18 protein-coding genes and 1 pseudogene are annotated in these 19,913 nt (G+C 65.3%); 10 read left to right on the top strand and 9 right to left on the bottom strand.

Annotation, left to right across the window (positions count from 1 at the left end; translation table 11 throughout):
- Nucleotides 1-181 precede the first annotated feature (181 nt).
- Nucleotides 182-694 carry a flavin reductase family protein gene (locus FAZ97_RS02585; RefSeq protein WP_069267771.1) on the top strand — a complete coding sequence of 171 codons (513 nt, stop codon included), beginning with the start codon at nt 182-184 and terminating at the stop codon, nt 692-694.
- Between the two features lie 30 nt (nt 695-724).
- Here FAZ97_RS02585 and FAZ97_RS02580 read toward each other — a convergent pair whose 3' ends face one another.
- On the bottom strand, nt 725-1,231 hold the full coding sequence (locus tag FAZ97_RS02580; RefSeq protein WP_158757045.1) for an Lrp/AsnC family transcriptional regulator: 507 nt from the start codon (nt 1,229-1,231) through the stop codon (nt 725-727).
- A gap of 129 nt (nt 1,232-1,360) precedes the next feature.
- Here FAZ97_RS02580 and kynB point away from each other — a divergent pair, with 129 nt between their 5' ends.
- Genes kynB through kynA form a run of 3 tightly spaced genes read left to right on the top strand, consistent with a single transcriptional unit; the run spans nt 1,361 to nt 4,258 of the window.
- Nucleotides 1,361-1,990: an arylformamidase gene (kynB, locus tag FAZ97_RS02575; RefSeq protein WP_158757044.1), complete on the top strand. Its 630-nt coding sequence runs from the start codon at nt 1,361-1,363 to the stop codon at nt 1,988-1,990.
- Between the two features lie 59 nt (nt 1,991-2,049).
- Entirely contained in the window at nt 2,050-3,300 is a 1,251-nt protein-coding gene (gene kynU / locus FAZ97_RS02570; RefSeq protein ID WP_158757043.1) for a kynureninase, read from the top strand.
- Nucleotides 3,301-3,310: 10 nt separating this feature from the next.
- Nucleotides 3,311-4,258, top strand: coding sequence for a tryptophan 2,3-dioxygenase (kynA, locus tag FAZ97_RS02565; protein ID WP_158757042.1), 948 nt, complete (start codon nt 3,311-3,313; stop codon nt 4,256-4,258).
- A 76-nt stretch (nt 4,259-4,334) separates the two neighbouring features.
- On the opposite strand, the gene purM is transcribed toward kynA, so the two are convergent.
- A complete protein-coding gene (gene purM / locus FAZ97_RS02560) occupies nt 4,335-5,396 on the bottom strand; it encodes a phosphoribosylformylglycinamidine cyclo-ligase (protein ID WP_158757041.1) in 1,062 nt (353 codons plus the stop codon).
- Between the two features lie 296 nt (nt 5,397-5,692).
- On the opposite strand from purM, the pseudogene hda reads away from it, so the two are divergent.
- From hda to panB, 6 genes and pseudogenes are all read left to right on the top strand, one after another.
- A pseudogene (hda, locus tag FAZ97_RS02555) lies at nt 5,693-6,394 on the top strand (DnaA regulatory inactivator Hda); the annotation flags it as partial.
- A 626-nt stretch (nt 6,395-7,020) separates the two neighbouring features.
- Entirely contained in the window at nt 7,021-7,707 is a 687-nt protein-coding gene (locus tag FAZ97_RS02550; protein WP_158757040.1) for a histidinol-phosphatase, read from the top strand.
- Nucleotides 7,704-9,326 carry a polynucleotide adenylyltransferase PcnB gene (gene pcnB / locus FAZ97_RS02545; protein WP_158757039.1) on the top strand — a complete coding sequence of 541 codons (1,623 nt, stop codon included), beginning with the start codon at nt 7,704-7,706 and terminating at the stop codon, nt 9,324-9,326. The genes FAZ97_RS02550 and pcnB overlap by 4 nt, the downstream gene beginning before the upstream one ends.
- A gap of 71 nt (nt 9,327-9,397) precedes the next feature.
- Nucleotides 9,398-9,937, top strand: a complete 540-nt coding sequence (folK, locus tag FAZ97_RS02540) for a 2-amino-4-hydroxy-6-hydroxymethyldihydropteridine diphosphokinase (RefSeq protein ID WP_158757038.1) — start codon at nt 9,398-9,400, stop codon at nt 9,935-9,937.
- Nucleotides 9,934-10,626 carry a deoxynucleoside kinase gene (locus tag FAZ97_RS02535; protein ID WP_158757037.1) on the top strand — a complete coding sequence of 231 codons (693 nt, stop codon included), beginning with the start codon at nt 9,934-9,936 and terminating at the stop codon, nt 10,624-10,626. The genes folK and FAZ97_RS02535 overlap by 4 nt, the downstream gene beginning before the upstream one ends.
- Nucleotides 10,627-10,701: 75 nt before the next feature.
- Nucleotides 10,702-11,517: a 3-methyl-2-oxobutanoate hydroxymethyltransferase gene (gene panB / locus FAZ97_RS02530; protein ID WP_158757036.1), complete on the top strand. Its 816-nt coding sequence runs from the start codon at nt 10,702-10,704 to the stop codon at nt 11,515-11,517.
- An 83-nt stretch (nt 11,518-11,600) separates the two neighbouring features.
- Here the strand turns inward: panB and pabB are convergent, their stop codons facing one another.
- The 7 genes from pabB to hemH form a co-directional block, all read right to left on the bottom strand.
- Nucleotides 11,601-13,508 (bottom strand): aminodeoxychorismate synthase component I, encoded by a 1,908-nt coding sequence (gene pabB / locus FAZ97_RS02525; protein WP_158757035.1) that lies wholly within the window; start codon nt 13,506-13,508, stop codon nt 11,601-11,603.
- Nucleotides 13,509-13,563: 55 nt separating this feature from the next.
- On the bottom strand, nt 13,564-14,700 hold the full coding sequence (dnaJ, locus tag FAZ97_RS02520) for a molecular chaperone DnaJ (RefSeq protein WP_158757034.1): 1,137 nt from the start codon (nt 14,698-14,700) through the stop codon (nt 13,564-13,566).
- 282 nt (nt 14,701-14,982) lie between these two features.
- The gene (gene dnaK, locus FAZ97_RS02515) at nt 14,983-16,944 is read right to left on the bottom strand and encodes a molecular chaperone DnaK (protein ID WP_158757033.1); all 1,962 of its coding nucleotides are present in this window, start codon (nt 16,942-16,944) and stop codon (nt 14,983-14,985) included.
- A 250-nt stretch (nt 16,945-17,194) separates the two neighbouring features.
- Nucleotides 17,195-17,785, bottom strand: coding sequence for a nucleotide exchange factor GrpE (grpE, locus tag FAZ97_RS02510; RefSeq protein WP_158757032.1), 591 nt, complete (start codon nt 17,783-17,785; stop codon nt 17,195-17,197).
- 339 nt (nt 17,786-18,124) lie between these two features.
- Entirely contained in the window at nt 18,125-18,271 is a 147-nt protein-coding gene (locus FAZ97_RS35155; protein ID WP_199272109.1) for a hypothetical protein, read from the bottom strand.
- Between the two features lie 65 nt (nt 18,272-18,336).
- The gene (locus tag FAZ97_RS02505) at nt 18,337-18,744 is read right to left on the bottom strand and encodes an RNA-binding S4 domain-containing protein (protein WP_158757031.1); all 408 of its coding nucleotides are present in this window, start codon (nt 18,742-18,744) and stop codon (nt 18,337-18,339) included.
- Nucleotides 18,745-18,781: 37 nt separating this feature from the next.
- Nucleotides 18,782-19,849 (bottom strand): ferrochelatase, encoded by a 1,068-nt coding sequence (hemH, locus tag FAZ97_RS02500; protein ID WP_158757030.1) that lies wholly within the window; start codon nt 19,847-19,849, stop codon nt 18,782-18,784.
- Nucleotides 19,850-19,913: the final 64 nt, after the last annotated feature.

Here is a 19,913-nt window from a genome sequence, read left to right as displayed (position 1 = left end):
GCTCCTTTGATCGTGAATGCGCACGCGTTTGCGGATACCTCGCGCGGTGTCCCGCGCGACCCGCCATCCGCCGCTTCCGCTAAAATTGTGACAATTCGCCGAATTTCCACATGACGTTGATCCCGATTTCCGCTCCCGCCGCCGCGCGCGCGGCCCGCGCTGCCCATACAGGCCTGCACCGATGACCCGCCGCGCCAGCCCGCCCAACTTCGACGACGGCGCCTTCCGCCGCGCGCTTGGCCAGTTCGCCACCGGCGTGACCGTCATCACGACGCGCGCGCCCGACGGCACGCTCATCGGCATCACCGCCAGCTCGTTCAACTCGGTCTCGCTCAATCCGCCGCTCGTGCTGTGGAGCCTCGCCACGCGCTCCGCTTCCATGCCCGTGTTCCGCTCGAACAGCCATTATGTGATCAATGTGCTCGCCGCGTCGCAGCTCGACCTGTGCAAGCGCTTTGCGACCGTGAAAGGCGACCGTTTCGAGGGCGTCTCGCACGCGGCCGGCGACACCGGCATGCCCGTGCTGGACGGCGCGATCGCATGGTTCGAGTGCCACAACCGCAGCCGCTACGACGAAGGCGACCACGTGATTTTCGTCGGGGAAGTGGAACGCTGCGGCGTGCGCGAAGATGGCACGGACGCTTCGCCGCTCGTGTTCCACGGCGGCGCGTTCCACCAGCTGCAGTCGCTCTGACGCCGCGAGGGGGCACCCCCTCGCTTCCAGTTAAGCCTGCGCGCTCTTGGGCTCGCGCTGCGCGATCAGGTCCACCGGCACGCCCACTTCCACCTTGAGCGTCGTGAGCACGATGTTCGAGCGGATGTCCATCACGCCCGGCGCCTTGTACAGCTTGTTGAGCACGAAGTCCGAGTAGTGCTTGAGGTTGTGCGCGAGCACGCGCAGCAGGTAGTGCGTCTCGCCCGTCACCACATACGCCCCCACCACCTCCGGCCAGTCGCGCAGCGCCGTGACGAAACGCTCGTGCCAGCTCTCCTGGTCGTTGCGCATCGACACCTGCACGAAAGCCTCCATCTCGAAGCCGAGAATTTCCCGGTTCAGACTCGCGCGGTAACGCTCCACCACGCCCTGCTCCTCGAGCAGCCGCAAACGGCGCAGGCATGCCGATGGCGAGAGTGAGATGCGCTCCGCAAGGTCGAGATTGCTGATCCGCCCCTCGTTCTGCAGCACGGCGAGAATACGGCAATCGGTAGCATCAAGCGAGATTGCGTTCATATTTGGTCTCCATTCCCGTCTTAAGACAAATTATGTGCCAACAACGGGAGTTTGCGGCGTTTTTTTGCAAGCACATTTCGCGGCGAGTTGCCTATCATTCGAAGCATCAGGAGACGCAACAACTTTGAGATGACACAGATCAAAGACATTTCCCCGCAAATTCACCCGGCAACGCCCGTCTGGCCCGGCGACACGTCCGTGAGCGTCGAGCGCGTGTGGCGCATGGAGGCGGGCTCGCCGGTCAATGTCGCGCGCGTGACGCTTTCGCCGCACACCGGCGCGCACACCGACGCCCCGCTGCACTACGACGCCGAAGGCGCGCCGATCGGCGAAGTCCCGCTGGATACGTATATCGGCGCGTGCCGCGTGATTCATTGCGTGGGCGCAGCGCCCCTCGTGCTGCCCGAGCACGTGCAAGGCGCGCTGCCAGGCATCCCGCTGCGCGTGCTGCTGCGCACTTATGCGCACGCGCCGCAGGACCACTGGGACAGCAAGTTTTGCGCCGTCGCGCCAGAAACGATCGATCTGCTGGCCGCGCACGGCGTGCGTCTCATCGGCATCGACACCCCTTCGCTCGACCCGCAGGAATCGAAGACGATGGACGCGCATCACCGCATCCGCGCGCATCGCATGGCGATCCTCGAAGGCGTCGTGCTCGACGACGTCACACCAGGCGACTACGAACTCATTGCGCTGCCGCTGAAGTTCTCGACCCTCGACGCAAGCCCCGTGCGCGCCGTGCTGCGCGAATTGCCGTAAGCCGCCGCCGACGAAATTCCCGCCAAACCCGCCACATTACGAAACGCAGAAACGCAGACATGAACGACCGCAACGAAGCCCTGGCAGCCGATCGCGCCGATCCGCTCGCCGCCCTGCGCGAGCAATTCACGCTCGCGGCCGGCACCATCTATCTCGACGGCAACTCGCTCGGCGTGCCGCCCTCGGCCTCGGCCGCGCGCGCGCAGGCCGTGATCGGCGGCGAATGGGGCGAAGGCCTCATCCGCAGCTGGAACACGGCGGGCTGGTTCGCCATGCCCAAGCGCCTCGGCAACAAGCTCGCGAAGCTGATCGGCGCGGCCGACGACGAAGTCGTCGTCACCGACACCATCTCGATCAACCTCTTCAAGGCGCTGTCCGCCGCGCTGCGCGTGCAGAACGCGCGCGACCCGAAGCGCCGCGTGATCGTCTCGGAACGCTCGAACTTCCCGAGCGACCTGTACATCGCACAAGGGCTCATCGAGCAGCTCGACCGCGGCTACGAGCTGCGCCTCGTCGACGACCCTGCCGAACTGCCAGCCGCGATCCGCGAGGACGTGGCGGTGGCGATGATCACACACGTGAACTACCGCACGGGCGAGATGCACGACATGCACGCGCTCACCGAGCATATTCACGCACAGGGCGCGCTCGCACTGTGGGACCTCGCACATTCGGCGGGCGCCGTGCCGGTCGACCTGAACCGCGCGAACGCCGACTACGCCGTGGGCTGCACCTACAAGTATCTGAACGGCGGCCCCGGCTCGCCCGGCTTCGTGTGGGTGCCCAAGCGCCACCAAAGCGCGTTCTCGCAGCCGCTCTCGGGCTGGTGGGGGCATAAGGCGCCGTTCGAGATGAACCCCGTGTACCGCCCCGACGACGGCATCGCCCGCTACCTCTGCGGCACGCAGCCGATCGTTTCGATGGCGCTCGTCGAATGCGGTCTCGACGTGTTCCTGCAAACCGACATGCAGGCCATTCGCCGCAAGTCGCTCGCGCTCACGGACCTCTTCATCGAACTGGTCGAGACGCGCTGCAAGGAATACGGCCTCACGCTCGTCACGCCGCGCGAACACGCGGTGCGCGGCTCGCACGTGAGCTTCGAGCATCCGCACGGCTACGAGGTGATGCAGGCGTTGATCGCGCGCGGCGTGATCGGCGACTATCGCGAGCCGCGCGTGCTGCGCTTCGGCTTCACGCCGCTGTATCTGCGTTACGCCGATGTGTGGGACGCCGTGGAAACGCTGCGCGATGTGCTCGCCACCGAGTCCTGGCGCAAGCCCGAATTCGCCGAGCGCGGCGCGGTGACCTGAGGAGCGGCAGATGAACGATCACATGCAAGTCCCAGGCATGCCCGACGCAGGTGAAACCACCGCCGCACGCGGCGGCTGCCCGTTCGGACACGGCGCGGTCGCGCCGACGGCGCAAGCGCCCGAACAAGCGGCGCAAGGCGAAGGCTGGCACGACGCGCAACTCGACTTCTCGAAGTCGATGAGCTACGGCGACTACCTCGCGCTCGACGCCGTGCTCAATGCGCAGCACCCGCTCTCGCCCGACCACAACGAGATGCTGTTCATCGTGCAGCATCAAACAAGCGAGCTGTGGATGAAGCTCGCGCTCTACGAACTGCGCGCGGCGCTCGCCAACGTGCACCGCGACGCGCTGCCGCCCGCGTTCAAGCAGCTCGCGCGTGTCTCGCGCATCATGGAGCAGCTCGTGCAGGCATGGAACGTCCTCTCGACGCTCACGCCCTCCGAGTACACGGCCATGCGGCCGTATCTGGGCGCATCATCGGGCTTCCAGTCGTACCAGTACCGGCAGATCGAATTCCTGCTCGGCAACAAGAACGCGCAGATGCTCAAGCCGCACGAGCATCGCGGCGAAATTTTCGAGCAGGTCAAAGCGACGCTCAAAGCGCCTTCGTTCTACGACGAAGTGATTCGCCTGCTCGCGCGACGCGGCTTTGCGATCGCGCCCGAGCGTCTGAACCGCGACTGGTCGCTGCCGACCGAGCACGACGCCACGGTCGAGGCCGCGTGGCTGGAGGTGTATCGCAATCCTTCGGAGTACTGGGATTTGTACGAGATGGCAGAAGAACTCGTCGATCTCGAAGACGCGTTCCGTCAATGGCGCTTTCGCCACGTGACGACGGTCGAGCGCATCATCGGCTTCAAGCAGGGTACGGGCGGCACGAACGGCGCGCCGTATCTGCGCAAGATGCTCGACGTCGTGCTGTTCCCCGAGCTTTGGCACGTGCGCACGGTGCTGTAACGCATAACGCCGCGCCGAAAAGAAAAATGCCCGCCAGGCAATGGCGGGCATTTTTTTGCGCGGGAGCGCGTGAGGCTTAGATCACCACGGTCTGCGCTTCGCCTTCCTTGCTTTCGCGCACCACGCCGATCTTCCACACTTGCTCGCCCGCAGCGGCCAGCTGCGCGAGCGCCGCATCGGCCTGATCGGCCGCCACGACCACGGCCATGCCGATGCCGCAGTTGAACACACGGTGCATTTCCGCGTCGGCCACGCCGCCGTGCTGCTGCAGCCACGTGAAGAGCGGCGGCAGCGGCCACGCCGTGTGATCCAGTTCAGCCGTGAGGCCTTCGCGCAGGACGCGCGGAATGTTCTCGACGAGCCCGCCGCCCGTAATGTGCGCCATGCCCTTCACCGTGATGGTTTCCATCAGCTTGAGCAGCGGCTTCACGTAGATGCGCGTGGGCGCCATCAGCGCGTCCGCGAGCGAGCGGCCGTCGAAGTCGGCGGCGAGGTCCGGCTGGGCGCGCTCGATGATCTTGCGCACGAGCGAGAAGCCGTTCGAGTGGATGCCGCTCGACGCGAGACCCAGCACCACGTCGCCCGGGGCGATCGTGCTGCCGTCGATGATCTTGCTCTTTTCGACCGCGCCGACCGCGAAACCGGCCAGGTCGTATTCGCCGTCGGGGTACATGCCCGGCATTTCGGCCGTTTCGCCGCCGATCAGCGCGCAGCCCGACAGCTCGCAGCCTTGTGCGATGCCCTTCACGACCGTGGCGGCCGTGTCGACGTCCAGCTTGCCGCAGGCGAAGTAGTCGAGGAAGAACAGCGGCTCGGCGCCCTGCACGAGGATGTCGTTCACGCTCATCGCGACGAGATCCTGGCCGACCGTGTCGTGTTTGTTCAGATGAAACGCGAGACGCAGCTTGGTGCCCACGCCGTCGGTGCCCGAAACCAGCACGGGTTCCTTGTACCGCTTCGGCACTTCGAAGAGCGCGCCGAATCCGCCGATGCCGCCCATCACGCCTTCGCGCAGGGTCTTCTTCGCAAACGGCTTGATGCGGTCGACGAGCGCGTCGCCCGCGACCATGTCGACGCCAGCGTCGGCGTAGGAGAGGCCTTGTTCCTGATTAGCGGGGCCGGATTTCGGTTGATTCATGGGGAAGCGCCAGAAGGTCGGTAAAATGCGATTTTAACCGATTGACGGCGCCCCGCCGCCGCGCTTGGAGCGAGATTTGGAACGCGTCTCGCCTGGCGCCCCCCAACCGGAAACCGAGTTTTGCCGCAGAACACACCGTATTTCGCGCAGTACCCGCGTCGGGCCGCTATCTGGACCGGGATCGCGCTCGCCGTCGGCCCCGTGCTGCGGCGCTCGCGGCTCAGTGCTTTGCGCAGTTCTCACCGCAGTTCTCGCGAGAGCACGCTTTACTAGAACCGAATCCGTCCAGACACACCGTGCAGCGACAGTTAACGCTCGATCTCGGCACCCCGCCGCCATCGACCTTCGACAACTTCCATATCGGCGCCAACGCCGAGCTGGTCGCGCGCCTGCGCGGTCTGGACGCGGCGCTCACGGCCGGCCCCATCGCCGATCGCACGTTCTATGTCTGGGGCGAACCGGGCAACGGGCGCAGCCATTTGCTACACGCGCTCGCCGACGAGGCGCCGCCGGGGCACGTGCGTTATCTGGGCCCGCAAAGCGCGCTGGCCGCGTTCACGTTCGATCCGCGCGTGACAATCTACGCGGTGGACGACTGCGACTCGCTCTCGGGCGCGCAGCAAATCGCGCTCTTCAACCTGTTCAACGAGGTGCGCTCGTACCCCGGCTGCGCGCTCGTCGCGACGGGCAACGCGCCGCCCATGGGGCTCGCCGTGCGCGAGGACCTGCGCACGCGCCTCGGCTGGGGGCTCGTGTTCCACCTTGCACCGCTTTCGGACGAAGGCAAGGCGGCGATCCTCAAGCTCGCGGCGCGCGAGCGCGGCATTGCGCTCGCCGACGACGTGCCCGCCTACCTGCTCACGCACTTCCGGCGCGACATGCCGAGCCTCATGGGCTTGCTCGACGCACTCGACCGCTTCTCGCTCGAACAGAAGCGCGCGGTCACGCTGCCCCTCTTGCGCGCGATGCTCGCCAAGGGCGTGGGCGATCTGGTGAGCGTAGCGAGCACGCTGGCGACGGACGACGCGCTTGACGGCGAAGAGCCCGCGCAAACGAGCGAAGCGGCGCAAGCGGACGAAGGCGACGCGGCTCCGGATGAAGACATCCCGGCGCAAACGCAGCTCGCCGGTCTCGATGAGTTGCCAGAGCCAGTAGTGCCGCCCGAGCCCGCCGCCGAGCCCGACGACGACGCCCAGCCCTACGAAGCGCCGAAAGCCCCCGCCCTGCAAGCGCGCCCACCGGCGCCCGTGCCGTTCGACAAACCGACCGACAACGTCGAAGGCGAATTAGGGGCCAAATATCGTCACGTCGTCCACAAGGAACTGGGCACGGACCTCAAGGGCGAGGTCGAAGCCGACGTGAGCAACGAAATGAGCGGCGAACTGCGCGGCGATCTCGATCCGCCAGATGGGACCGCAGCAAGCGCGGCGAACACCGCAGTGAACACCGGTGAGGCGCCGCAAGAAACCTCGGCGCAAGCTCAGACACCGGCAACGCCCGCTCCGTCCAACGCGCAGGACGGCGCCACGCCTTCCTCACCCGAATCCCCCGCGGACCCCGCCGCGCCGACGCCGCCCGCCGGCGGCGGCAACGGCGTGCCCCGCTTCAAGTAAAATGAGCGCCCATGGCTAACCTTGCACTTTTTGACCTCGATCACACCCTGATCCCCACCGACAGCGACCACGAATGGGGCCGCTTCATGGTGAAGCTCGGCATTGTCGACGGCGAGCGCTTTGCGCAGCAGAACGACCGCTTCTACGCCGACTACAAGGCCGGCAAGCTCGACATCCACGCGTACCTCGTCGCCATGCTCACGCCGCTCGCGAAATATTCGCGCGCGCAGTTGAAGGAATGGCACGACCAGTACATGCACGAAGTGATCAAGCCAACCATCCTGCCGAGCGCGGTCGAGCTTGTGAAAAAGCACAAGGAAGCGGGCGATCTCTGCTGCGTGGTCACGGCCACCAACGAATTCATCACGGCGCCCATCGCCGAGGTGTTCGGCGTGGACAAGCTGATCGCGTGCGAAGTCGAAACCGTGGACGGCCATCCGGCATCCGCCTTCACCGGCCGCCCGACGGGCACGCCGAGCTACCGCGAAGGCAAGATCGTGCGCGTCGAAGCATGGCTCGCCTCGCTCGGCAAGAACTGGTCGGACTTCGAGCACAGCTACTTCTATAGCGACTCGCACAACGACATCCCGCTGCTCGAAAAGGTCACCGACCCGATCGCCACCAACCCCGACGACACCCTGCGCGCTCACGCGCAACAAGCGGGCTGGCGCATCCTCGATTTGTTCCAAGCCCAGTGATCAAGAAACTCATCCGCAAGCTGTTCGGCCAGGACGACGCCGAAGCGGCGCAAGACACCGAAGCCCCCGCCGCCGATCCGCACGCGCCCTCGCATGAAGGGGCTGCCGCCGGCACCACCCGCGCGCGCCGCAAGCCGGCCAGCGCGCAGAAAACGTCGAAGGCGCGTGGTGGCAAAGGCGCGCCCGACCCGGCCACGCCGGTCATCCTTTCCGCCGATGTCCACGGCATCAATCCCGCGCTGATCTCGCGCAACGCCGTACGCGTGACCGAAGGCCTGCAGCAAGCCGGCTTCCGCGCGTTCATCGTAGGCGGCGCGGTGCGCGACCTGCTGCTCGGCGTCGCGCCCAAGGACTTCGACGTGGCCACCGACGCCACGCCCGACCAGGTGCAGAAGCTGTTCCGCCGCGCGCGCATCATCGGCCGGCGCTTCCAGATCGTGCACGTGCAGTTCGGCCAGGAAATCATCGAGGTTTCGACGTTCCGCGCGCTGGTGGACGCCCCGCCCGCCGATGCCGCGCCCGCCCCGGCGCCCGCCAGGCGCATGCGCCGCGACGAACTCGACCGCAAGACCCACGCCGTGGATGCGAGCGGCCGTGTGCTGCGCGACAACGTCTGGGGCGAGCAGCACGAAGACGCCACGCGCCGCGACTTCACGATCAACGCGATGTACTACGATCCGGCGACGCAGACGGTGCTCGACTATCACAACGGGATGGCCGACATGCGCGCGCGCCTGTTGCGCATGATCGGCGACCCGGCCACGCGTTACCGCGAAGACCCGGTGCGCATGCTGCGCGTCGTGCGTTTCGCGGCGAAGCTCGGCTTCGAGATCGAAGAGCACACGCGCGAGCCGATCACGAAGCTCGCGGACCTCATCAACAACGTGCCGGCGGCGCGTCTGTTCGACGAGATGCTGAAGCTGCTGCTCTCGGGCCACGCGCTCGAGTGCCTGCGGTGGCTGCGCAAGGAAGGGCTGCATCACGGCCTCCTGCCGCTGCTCGACGTGATTCTCGAGCAGCCGCAGGGCGAGCGTTTCATCACGCTCGCGCTCTCGAACACCGACGCGCGCGTGCGCGCGGGCAAGCCGGTGTCGCCGGGCTTCCTGTTCGCCACGCTGCTTTGGCACGACGTGCAGCAGCGCTGGCAACAGTACACGGCCGCGGGCGAAATCCCGGTGCCGGCGCTGCATCGCGCGATGGACGACGTGATCGACGCGCAAACGGAGAAGCTCGCGATCCATCGCCGCTTCTCGTCGGACATGCGCGAGATCTGGGGTCTGCAGCTGCGCCTTGAAAAGCGTGGCCGCGGCGCGCTCAAGCTGCTGGAACACCAAAGATTTAGAGCGGGGTATGATTTCCTCCTGCTGCGCTGCGAATCGGGCGAGCTGGACGCCGAAGTCGGTCAATGGTGGACGGACTTCATTTCCGGCGACATCGCCGCGCGCGAAGCGCTTCTGTCGCAGGGCGGCAAGGAACGCTCGCCGCGCAAGCGCCGCCGCCGCGGCGGCGCGAAGAGCCGCAGAACGGGCGAAGGCGCTGCGTCGGAAGCCGGTGCGGATGATGTGCAGGAAGCCAGCAGTGCAGACTATGACGGCCACGCCGGTCCGCACGAGGACTGACGCCGTGCGGCGTCGCGGCAAGCCGCGGCGCACATGTGTCGAACAGCAACAAAAGTGCAGGAAGTGAAGCCATGACGGTTGCCTGGCTGGGAATTGGCGCGAATCTGGGGGATGCGCGCCAAACCCTCAAAGACGCGGTGGTGTGCCTTGCACAACAGCACACCCTTACCGTCGTCGCCAAATCGAGTCTGTACCGCACCGCGCCCATCGACGCGGGCGGCGACGACTATTACAACTGCGTCGTGAAGGTCGAGACGAGTCTCGACGGACACGCGCTGCTCGCGCTGTGCCAGCGTGTGGAGCATCACTTCGGCCGGGAGCGTCCCTTTCGCAACGCGCCCCGTACGCTCGACATCGATATCCTGCTTTACGGCAACGTCTCTATCGACGAGACCGACCTCGTCGTGCCGCATCCACGCATGACGGGCCGTGCGTTCGCGCTCGTGCCGCTCGTCGAGATCGATCCCGAACTCGTGATTCCGGGTCTCGGGCCCGCCAGCGCGTTTCTTGCCGCCGTGGCCGACCAGCGCATCGAGAAGGTCAAGCCGCTGTGCCAGTGCATGGGCGCAGCGCCCGCACCCGACACGCCGCCCGCCGGCAACTGCCGATGAGCACGGCACCCCTGCCCGTCGTCAGCGCACGCGCCACGCGGCCCGCAGCGCTTCAGTACATCGTCATCGAAGGGCCGATCGGCGCGGGCAAGACCACGCTCGCCACGCGCCTCGCCGAACGCTGGTCGATGCAGACGCTGTTCGAATCGAACGCGGAAAATCCGTTCCTGGAGCGTGTGTATCGCGACACCGCGCCTTCGTCGCATGCGCTCGCCGCGCAGTTGCATATCGCCTTGCAGCGCGAGCAGCTTTCGCGCGAAGTGGCCGCGCGCCGTGCCGCGAACGTGCCGCTCGTGACGAATTTCCTCGCCGAACGCAACGACCTCTTCGCGCGCCTCACGCTCGCTGAAGACGAATTGCCGCTCTACCGCGCGCTCGCCTCGCGTTTGACGTCATCCGCTCCCGCGCCCGACCTCGTCGTCTATCTGCAGGCGAGCCCCGAGGCGCTCTACGCGCGTATCCAGAAGCGGGCAATACCGCGCGAGCTGCCGATCTCGAGCGCGTTCCTGCGTGCGCTCTGCGACAGCTACAACGATTTTTTCTATCATTACGATCATGCGCCGGTGCTCACCGTCGGCGCGGAACATCTGGATCTGCTCGATTCCGATGCGGACCTAGCGCTCGTCGCCGAACGCATTGAGACGATGCGCGGCCGCAAGGAATCCTTCGTCAAGGGCACGTCGCTATAACCGTTTCATCGGCTCGATCGATCGAACGCGCGGCGCAGCCCCTCCCCGTTTTTACCTTTCCCAACGGATTTCCCCATGACTTACCTGCAGGAAACGAGCCGCGGCGCGGTCACCGTGCCCAAACTTCAGGCCATGCGCGACGCAGGCGAGCGCATCGCCATGCTGACCTGCTACGACGCGAGCTTCTCGGCGCTGTGCGACCGCGCGGGCGTCGATACGGTGCTGATCGGCGACTCGCTCGGCAACGTGCTCCAGGGGCACACCACGACGCTGCCCGTCACCATCGACGACATCGCGTATCACACGGCGTGCGTGGCGCGTGTGCAAACCAAGGCGCTGATCGTGGCGGACCTGCCATTCGGCACCTTCGGCACGCCCGAAGATGCGTTCGCGAACTCGGTGAAGCTCATGCGCGCCGGCGCGCAGATGGTGAAGATCGAGGGCGGCGAATGGCTCGCGCCCACGGTGAAAATGCTCGTGGAGCGCGCCGTGCCCGTGTGCGCGCACATCGGCCTCACGCCGCAGTCGGTGCATGCCTTCGGCGGTTTCAAGGTGCAGGGCAAGAGCGACGCGGCCGCCACCCAGCTGATTCGCGACGCGCTGGCGCTGCAGGACGCGGGCGCGCAACTCGTGGTGATCGAGGCCGTGCCCGCGGCGCTCGGCGCGGAAGTCACGAAGCAGCTGCGCATTCCGACCATCGGCATTGGCGCGGGCGTGGACTGCTCGGGCCAGGTGCTCGTGCTGCACGACATGCTTGGCATTTTCCCAGGCAAGCGGCCGCGCTTCGTGAAGGATTTCATGGCGGGCCAGCCCGATATCGAATCGGCTGTGCGCGCGTATGTGCAGGCGGTAAAGGAAGGCACGTTCCCGGGAGCCGAGCACGTGTTCTGATCCGGCGATTTTGCTTCGCAGTATGAAAAAAGCGCGCTCCATCTGAGCGCGCTTTTTTATGTGATGCGTTCTCTACAGGCGCTTCATCGAATCAACCGTGCCGGCACTGCGCCGCGCAGCGCGTTCGTCAACATCAAGGCTTCGGCATTCAGCACGTCGTCGCGCGTGAGCACGCGCTCCTGTGCGCCGAATGCTTCGTCGTCGAGCAGCACGCCGCGCATCACGCCTGGCAGCACGCCCGAAGCAAGCGGTGGGGTGAACCACTTGCCGTTCAGCTTCACGAAGACGTTCGAGCGGCCGCCTTCGGTCAGCTCGCCGCGCTCGTTGAAGAACAACATGTCGAAGCCGTCCAGCGCTTCGGCCTCGCGCCAAGCGCGATCGAATTCGGCGCGACGCGTGGTCTTGCGCAGCAACAGCGCGTCGGCGGATTCGATCGGCGCGAAGCCGTGATCGGGCGCGAGCAGCACGCCCACGGTATCGTGCGCGAGCGCGGCGAGCGGCGCGCTCGCGAGCGTGGCCGCCCCGCTCTTGCCGAGCGCAAGGCGCACGCGATGCGGCGCGTGATCGCCTGCAAACGTGGCGCAGGTTTCATCGATGCGCGCGCGTATGGCTGCGACGTCGCAAGGGAAACCGAGCCACGCGGCACTCGCCGCGAGCCGCGCGAGATGGCGCTCCACATGGCGCACGCCGCCGGCTCGCGTCGCATACATCGTTTCGAAGCATTCGATGCCCGGATCGGCATCGGTCAGAAAACGGGCTTTCAAGCGGCACTCCTCATATTCGTCGGCGGCCACGCTGTCGAGCACGATGCCCGCGCCCACGCCCATTTCACCGCGCCGCGTGCCACCCGCGCCCCTCGAAGGCGCATCGAGCGTCAGCGTGCGGATCACGACGGAGAGGCAAAAGTCGCCGCATGCTTCGCCTGCCGCAGTGGCTTCGAGCCAGCCTATCGTGCCCGTATACAGCCCGCGCGGCGCATGCTCGAGCGCTTCGATCAGCTCCATCGTCCGGTGCTTGGGTGCACCCGTGATCGACCCGCACGGAAAGAGCGCGCGCATGGCGTCGGCGAACGTCGTGCCTTCGCGCAGCGTCGCTTCCACGGTCGAGGTCATCTGCCAGACGGAAGCGTAGGGCTCCACGCTGAAGAGCGCCGGTACACGCACCGACCCTGTTTGCGCGACGCGCGAGAGATCGTTGCGCAGCAAGTCGACGATCATCACGTTTTCGGCGCGGTTCTTCGGATCGCTCGCGAGAAAGCGCGCGGCGGCCGCGTCTTGCTGCGCATCGGCGCTACGCGCGGCCGTGCCCTTCATGGGTTTCGCGCGCAACGTTTTGCCGCGCTTCTCCACGAATAGCTCCGGCGAACACGAAAGCACCCAGCGATCGCCCGGCAACGCGATCAGCGCGCCGTAACGCACACGCTGACGCTCGCGCAAGCGGCGGTAAAGCGCGAGCGGCGAACCGTACGCCTCGAAGCCGAGCCGGTACGTGTAATTGATCTGATACGAGTCGCCCGCACGCAGGGCGTCCTGCACGGCGGCGATGTCCTGCTCGAAACGCTCGCGATCGACACCGATCGTCACGCCCGCCACGCCTGCTGGCGCGGGTGCTTCATTGCCCGCTTCGTTGCCCTCTTGCGCCGCGAGCCATGCATCGGCTTCATCGCGCGAGAGCTTTTCGCAGCGTTCGAACAATAAAAAACGCAGCGCGGCGTGGCCGTGCTGCGTTTCGATGGATGAGGCCGTGTCGCGCTTCGCGAATTCGAGCGTGCGCCCAAATTCGTAATCGCCGATCACGAGCGCATGAAAGCCTGCGCCCAGCTCGGCGTTCACCTGCGCACACGCCGCGTCGAGATCCGCGGCGCGCTCGCAGACAAGCTCGCGCACGAACCCCGTGTAGAGGCGGCTCGAGCGGTTGTCCGCCGTCGAGTCGCCGTCGTCGAGCAGCGCGAAAATTGCGGCACCCGCCGCGCCGCCAGGATGGACTGCCATTGCGCTAACTACCTGCCATTGACCTGCTACTGCATGGTGACGCCAGAAAAGCGCATCAGTCGAAGAAGCTCTTCACGCGGTCGAACCAGCTCTTGCTTTGCGGGCTGTGGCGCGAACCGCCTTCCACGAGCGACTTCTCAAACTGCTGCAGCAGTTCGCGCTGGTGATCGGTGAGCTTGACCGGCGTTTCCACCTGGACGTGCACATACAGATCGCCGGCAATGCTCGAACGCAGACCCTTGATGCCCTTGCCGCGCAGACGGAACGTCTTGCCCGACTGCGTGCCTTCGGGCACCGTGAAGGTTGCGCGGCCCGCCAGCGTCGGCACCTCGATCTCGCCGCCGAGCGCCGCCGTGGTGAACGGAATCGGCATCTGGCAGTGGAGGTCGTCGCCGTCGCGCTCGAACACCGCGTGCTGCTTGATGTGAATCTCGACGTACAGGTCGCCCGACGGCCCGCCGTTGATGCCCGGCTCACCGTTGCCGGCCGAGCGGATGCGCATGCCGTCGTCGATGCCCGCCGGAATCTTCACTTCGAGCGTCTTGGTTTCCTTTACCTTCCCCGCGCCGTGGCAGTTCGTGCACGGCTCAGGAATGTAGGAACCCGTGCCGTGGCACTTCGGGCAGGTCTGCTGAATGCTGAAGAAGCCCTGCGACATGCGCACCGAACCCGAACCGTGACAGGTCGGGCAGGTTTCGGGCTTTGTGCCGGGCTTCGCGCCCGAGCCGTGACAGACTTCACAGCCGCTCCAGCCCGGCACGCGAATTTGCGTCTCGTAGCCGTGCGCCGCCTGCTCCAGCGTGATTTCCATGCTGTAGCGCAGGTCCGCGCCGCGATACACCTGCGGTCCGCCGCGCTGGCCGCCGCGTGCGCCGCCAGCCGCCTGGCCAAAAATATCGCCGAAGATGTCGCCGAAAGCGTCCGCGAAACCGCCGAAGCCTTGCGCGCCGGCGCCCCCCATGTTGGGATCGACACCGGCGTGGCCGTACTGGTCGTAAGCCGCGCGCTTTTGCGAGTCCGACAGCATCTCGTAGGCCTCTTTGGCCTCCTTGAAATGCTCTTCCGCATCCTTGTTGTCCGGATTGCGGTCGGGGTGGTACTTCATCGCGAGCTTGCGATACGCCTTCTTGATTTCGTCGTCGCTCGCGTTCTTCGCGACGCCCAGAACCTCGTAGTAATCCCGTTTCGCCATATCGGTTCAACGCCGGCCTCGCGCTTCACGGCGCGCGCCGGCTCCTCTTGAATGCTGGATCTCGCGACCCGTTTGCCGTTCCTTTGAACATCCGCACAGACGCTTCTCGCGCCGCGGCGGCCCCTGAAAGAGAACGGCCTCCATAAAACAAATGTGCCCGGAGAGCCGGATGGCTCGCCAGGCGCTGCAATGCTGACACGCATCGTAACCGATGCGGCCGCTTCCGTAGCGGCACGACCGTTCGCTGATCAGGCAAAACGGTCGTCACCGCCACGAACCGGCTTAGTCCTTCTTGACTTCCTTGAACTCGGCGTCGACCACGTCGTCGGCGTTGTTCTGCGCGCCTTGTTCGGCTGCACCGGCGCCACCTGCCGCGTCCGCACCCGCTGCACCGGCCGCGCCGGCTTGCTGCGCCTGCATGTCGGCGTACATCTTTTCGCCGAGCTTCTGCGAAGCGGTGGACAGCGCCTCGACCTTCGCCTCGATCGTCGCCTTGTCGGCCGACGAGCTCTTCAGCGTTTCTTCGAGGTCCTTCAGTGCGGCTTCGATCTTTTCCTTTTCCGAGGCGTCGATCTTGTCGCCGTACTCGGCCACGGCCTTCTTCGTGCTGTGCACCAGTGCGTCGCCCTGGTTGCGCGCGTCGGCCAGCTCACGCAGACGGTGATCTTCCTCCGCGTTCGCTTCGGCGTCCTTCACCATCTTCTCGATTTCGGCTTCGGACAGGCCGGAGTTCGCCTTGATCGTGATGCGGTTTTCCTTGCCGGTCGCCTTGTCCTTCGCGCCGACGTGCAGAATGCCGTTCGCGTCGATGTCGAAGCTCACTTCGATCTGCGGCACGCCGCGCGGTGCGGGCGGAATGCCTTCGAGGTTGAACTCGCCCAGCAGCTTGTTGCCCGCTGCCATTTCGCGTTCGCCCTGGAACACCTTGATCGTCACGGCCGACTGGCTGTCGTCCGCCGTCGAGTACACCTGAGCGTGCTTCGTCGGGATCGTGGTGTTCTTGTTGATCATCTTCGTCATCACGCCGCCGAGCGTCTCGATACCGAGCGACAGCGGGGTCACGTCGAGGAGCAGCACGTCCTTGCGGTCGCCCGACAGCACCTGACCTTGAATCGCGGCGCCAACGGCCACGGCTTCGTCCGGGTTCACGTCACGGCGCGGGTCCTTGCCGAAGAACTCCTTCACCTTTTCCTGTACCTTCGGCATACGCGTCTGGCCGCCGACGAGAATCACGTCGTCGATGTCGCCGACCTTCACGCCTGCGTCCTTGATCGCGACGCGGCACGGCTCGATGGTGCGCTCGATCAGGTCTTCGACCAGCGCTTCCAGCTTGGCGCGCGTGATCTTCAGGTTCAAGTGCTTCGGACCCGAGGCGTCCGCCGTGATGTACGGCAGGTTGATTTCGGTCTGCTGGCCCGACGACAGTTCGATCTTGGCCTTTTCAGCAGCTTCCTTCAGGCGTTGCAGCGCGAGCACGTCCTTCGAGAGGTCGACGCCCTGCTCTTTCTTGAACTCGCCGATGATGTAATCGATGATGCGCTGGTCGAAGTCTTCGCCGCCGAGGAACGTGTCGCCGTTGGTCGAGAGCACTTCGAACTGCATTTCGCCGTCAACGTCGGCGATTTCGATGATCGAGATGTCGAACGTGCCGCCGCCGAGGTCGAACACGGCGATCTTGCGGTCGCCCTTTTCGGCCTTGTCCAGACCGAATGCCAGTGCGGCTGCGGTCGGCTCGTTGATGATGCGCTTGACTTCCAGACCGGCGATACGGCCTGCGTCCTTGGTAGCTTGACGCTGGCTGTCGTTGAAGTACGCGGGAACCGTGATCACGGCTTCCGTGACCGGCTCGCCGAGGTAGTCTTCAGCGGTCTTCTTCATCTTGCGCAGCACTTCGGCCGAAACCTGCGACGGCGCGAGCTTCGAGCCATGCGCTTCGACCCAGGCGTCGCCGTTGTCGTGCTTGACGATCTTGTAGGGCATCAGACCGATGTCCTTCTGCACTTCCTTTTCTTCGAAGCGGCGGCCGATCAGGCGCTTGACTGCGTACAGCGTGTTGCGCGGGTTGGTGACCGACTGGCGCTTGGCCGGTGCGCCGACCAGCACTTCGTTGTCGTCCATGTAGGCGATGATCGAAGGCGTCGTACGCGCGCCTTCCGAGTTCTCGATCACCTTGACCTGATTGCCTTCCATCAGCGCCACGCACGAATTGGTGGTGCCGAGGTCGATACCGATGATTTTGCCCATTTTTCTCAAATCTCCAGATTTTGATCGCTGTGCGGACGCCGCTTTCGCGCTGCGCAGGTAACTGCATGCTCGTGCCGCGTTTTCCCTTGTGCGCGGCTGGCGTCCACTTCAATACGGAACTGCTGCCCAAATAAGTGCCGTTACGGCGATTTCAAGGGGTTTGGGCTATGCGTTCCATCATTTTTTTCAATTGCGGGGCCTTTTTGGCTCTTTCTGCTACCTTTAGGCCGTCGCATTTCTTACGTTTTTCTTACTTCGGTGCCGAAACGGTCACGAGCGCCGGACGCAGCACGCGGTCGGCGATCACATAGCCCTTTTGCAGCACGCTGACCACCGTGTTCGCTTCCTGTTCGGACGGCACCATCGAAATAGCCTGGTGACGATGCGGGTCGAACTTTTCGCCAACGGGGTTGATGGCGAGCACCTTGCCCTTCTCGAGCGCGCCCGTCAGTTGCCTGAGCGTGAGCTCGACGCCTTCGTTGACCTTGGCGAGGTCGTCCGAGTTATGGGTAAGCGCAGCTTCGAGGCTGTCCATGACCGGCAGCAGATGCTCGGCGAAGTTTTCGATGGCGAACTTGTGCGCCTTGGCGACGTCTTCCTGCGCGCGGCGGCGGACATTCTCCGTCTCGGCCTTGGCGCGCACGAACGCGTCCTGCAATTCGGCGACCTTGGCCTGCGCTTCGGCCAGTGCGGCTTCGGCAAGCGCTGCGGCGTTCTGGTCCACGCCGCCTTGGGCTGCCTGCTCGGCCGCCTCAGCCGCTTGCGGCTGGGCTGCTGCTTGCGACGCCTCGTCCGCGGGCGTGGGGTTCTGGCTCGTCGGGTTCTCTTGCGTGTTTTCCATGTCGCTGAACGTCGTTGAATAGTGAAAAAGGGAACAAAGATGCGGGCGCCGTTTCGCGGCCCTCCCTGCTACACCGGCGACCGTTGTGCCGGCACGACAGAGGCTTTGTACAATGCGACAGCACATGGGTGCCGGATCGCTTGTTTCAAGGGGCGCGTGCGGCTTTTTTATACAGAGATCAAAGCCGCGAAACTGCCCGTTACAACCATTACTGCACCGCCGCAAAATTGAAATTGAGTAAGGGACATCCCTGACCTACACTCAAGAACAGGTGCTGCTCATGGCGCGTTTACCCTGAGCCCGGCACCGCACCGAATGGGCCCGCAGCCAGCACATTTTTTAGCGGCGTTGCCGCACATAGAAAACGCTGACCGGGCCTCGAAACTGGCCGTTTTGCTGCGATCCCAAGGGGAGTACCGTGAAACTGACCTTTGCCATATCGGTGGTCGCGCTGGTACTCATCGCCGGAACAACGACCATCTGCATGTCGGGCGCCGTGAACGAAAACACGACGGAATACGGGGGCGTGCACGCTACGATGGAAGCGCTCTTCAACCCTCACGCGAAAGTTTGTCGATAGTGCGGCGGTCGCGCTTCGTGGGCCTGCCTTGCAACACGGCAGCCGGTTCGCGAAAGAGCCGGCGCCGGTCCTGCTCCGCCGCGCGCCGCTCGCGCCCGGCCTCGGTTTCCGCATAGAGCATTTGCGCGATGCTGGCCGGGCCGCGCACCTCGCATATTCCCAGCACTTGCACTTCCCACACCACGTGATCGATCTCGATTTCGACGAGGTCGCCCAAGCGCACGTCCTTCGACGCCTTCACGGCGTCGCCGCCAATGCGTACGTGCCCCTTGCCCACGGCGTCCGAGGCGAGCGAGCGCGTCTTGAAGAAGCGCGCCGCCCATAGCCATTTGTCGATGCGCAACCGTGCGCCAGGTTCAGTCGAAATCTTGTAGTTCATCGGAAGCTTTCCGCAATGCGCCGCTCAAACTGCTGGGTCAGGCCACCGCGCCAGCCGGCGCCGCGGCCTGCACAGGCCAGCCCTGCAGGTGCTGCGCAACGATCTCGCCCAGCGCCGCGATCCATGCATGGGAGGCGTTCAGGCAAGGAATGCGGTGGAATTCCTTGCCGCCGCCGTGCAGGAATTCGTCGCGTACTTCCATGCCGATTTCCTCGATGGTTTCCAGGCAATCCGCCGTGAAACCGGGACAGAACACGTCGGCGCGGCGCACGCCGCCCGCGCCCAGTTCGCGCAGCGTCGGCGCCGTGTACGGCTGCAGCCACTGCGCCCGCCCAAAGCGCGACTGGAACGTCACGCGGCATTCGACCGGCGTCAGCTCCAGCGCGTGCATGAGTAGCGTGGCCGTTTGCTGGCACTGGTCGTGGTACGGGTCGCCCAGATCGAGCGTACGGCTTGGCACGCCGTGAAAGCTCAGCACGAGCCGGTCGCCCGCCGCGAAGTTAGGCTTGCCGTGCGCGTGCCAGTACTGATGCACCTGGGCCGCGAGCGCCGCGATATACGCCGGATGGTCGTGATAGCCGCGCACCGTGCGGATTTCCGGCTGGTTGCGCATGCGGCGCAACGCGACGAAAGCCGCGTCGAACGCCGTCGCCGTGGTCGATGCCGAGTACTGCGGATACATCGGCATGAGCAGGATGCGTTCCGCTCCCGCCAGCTTGAGCTGGTTCAGCATCGCCGGGATGTCGGGCGTGCCGTAGCGCATCGCGTAATCGACGAGGACCGTGTAGTCGTTGATCTGCAGCAGATGGCGCAGGCCTTCCGCCTGCTTTTGCGTATGCACGCGCAGCGGCGAGCCCTCGGGCGTCCAGACCGCCGCGTATTTCTTCGCCGACGAACGGCCACGAAACGGCAGGATCAGCGCGCGCAGGATGACCTGCCAGATCGGCGCCGGAATCTCGACCACGCGCGGATCGGACAGAAACTGCGCGAGATAGCGGCGCACGGCGCGCGGCGTGGGCGCGTCAGGCGTACCCAGGTTGATGAGCAGCACGGCGACGCGATGCGCCGCGGCGGACTGCGAAGGCCGCTCCAGGTCGAAACGCATAGGCGATCAGTGACGCCGCGCGAGTGCGCAGCAACGGTTGCACGAAACAATCATTATAGCGGGC

This window comes from Paraburkholderia acidiphila (assembly GCF_009789655.1).
Classification (GTDB): Bacteria; Pseudomonadota; Gammaproteobacteria; order Burkholderiales; family Burkholderiaceae; genus Paraburkholderia; species Paraburkholderia acidiphila.
The sequence above is the reverse complement of the archived record's forward strand: the minus strand, read 5'-3'. Positions and strand labels throughout refer to the sequence as shown.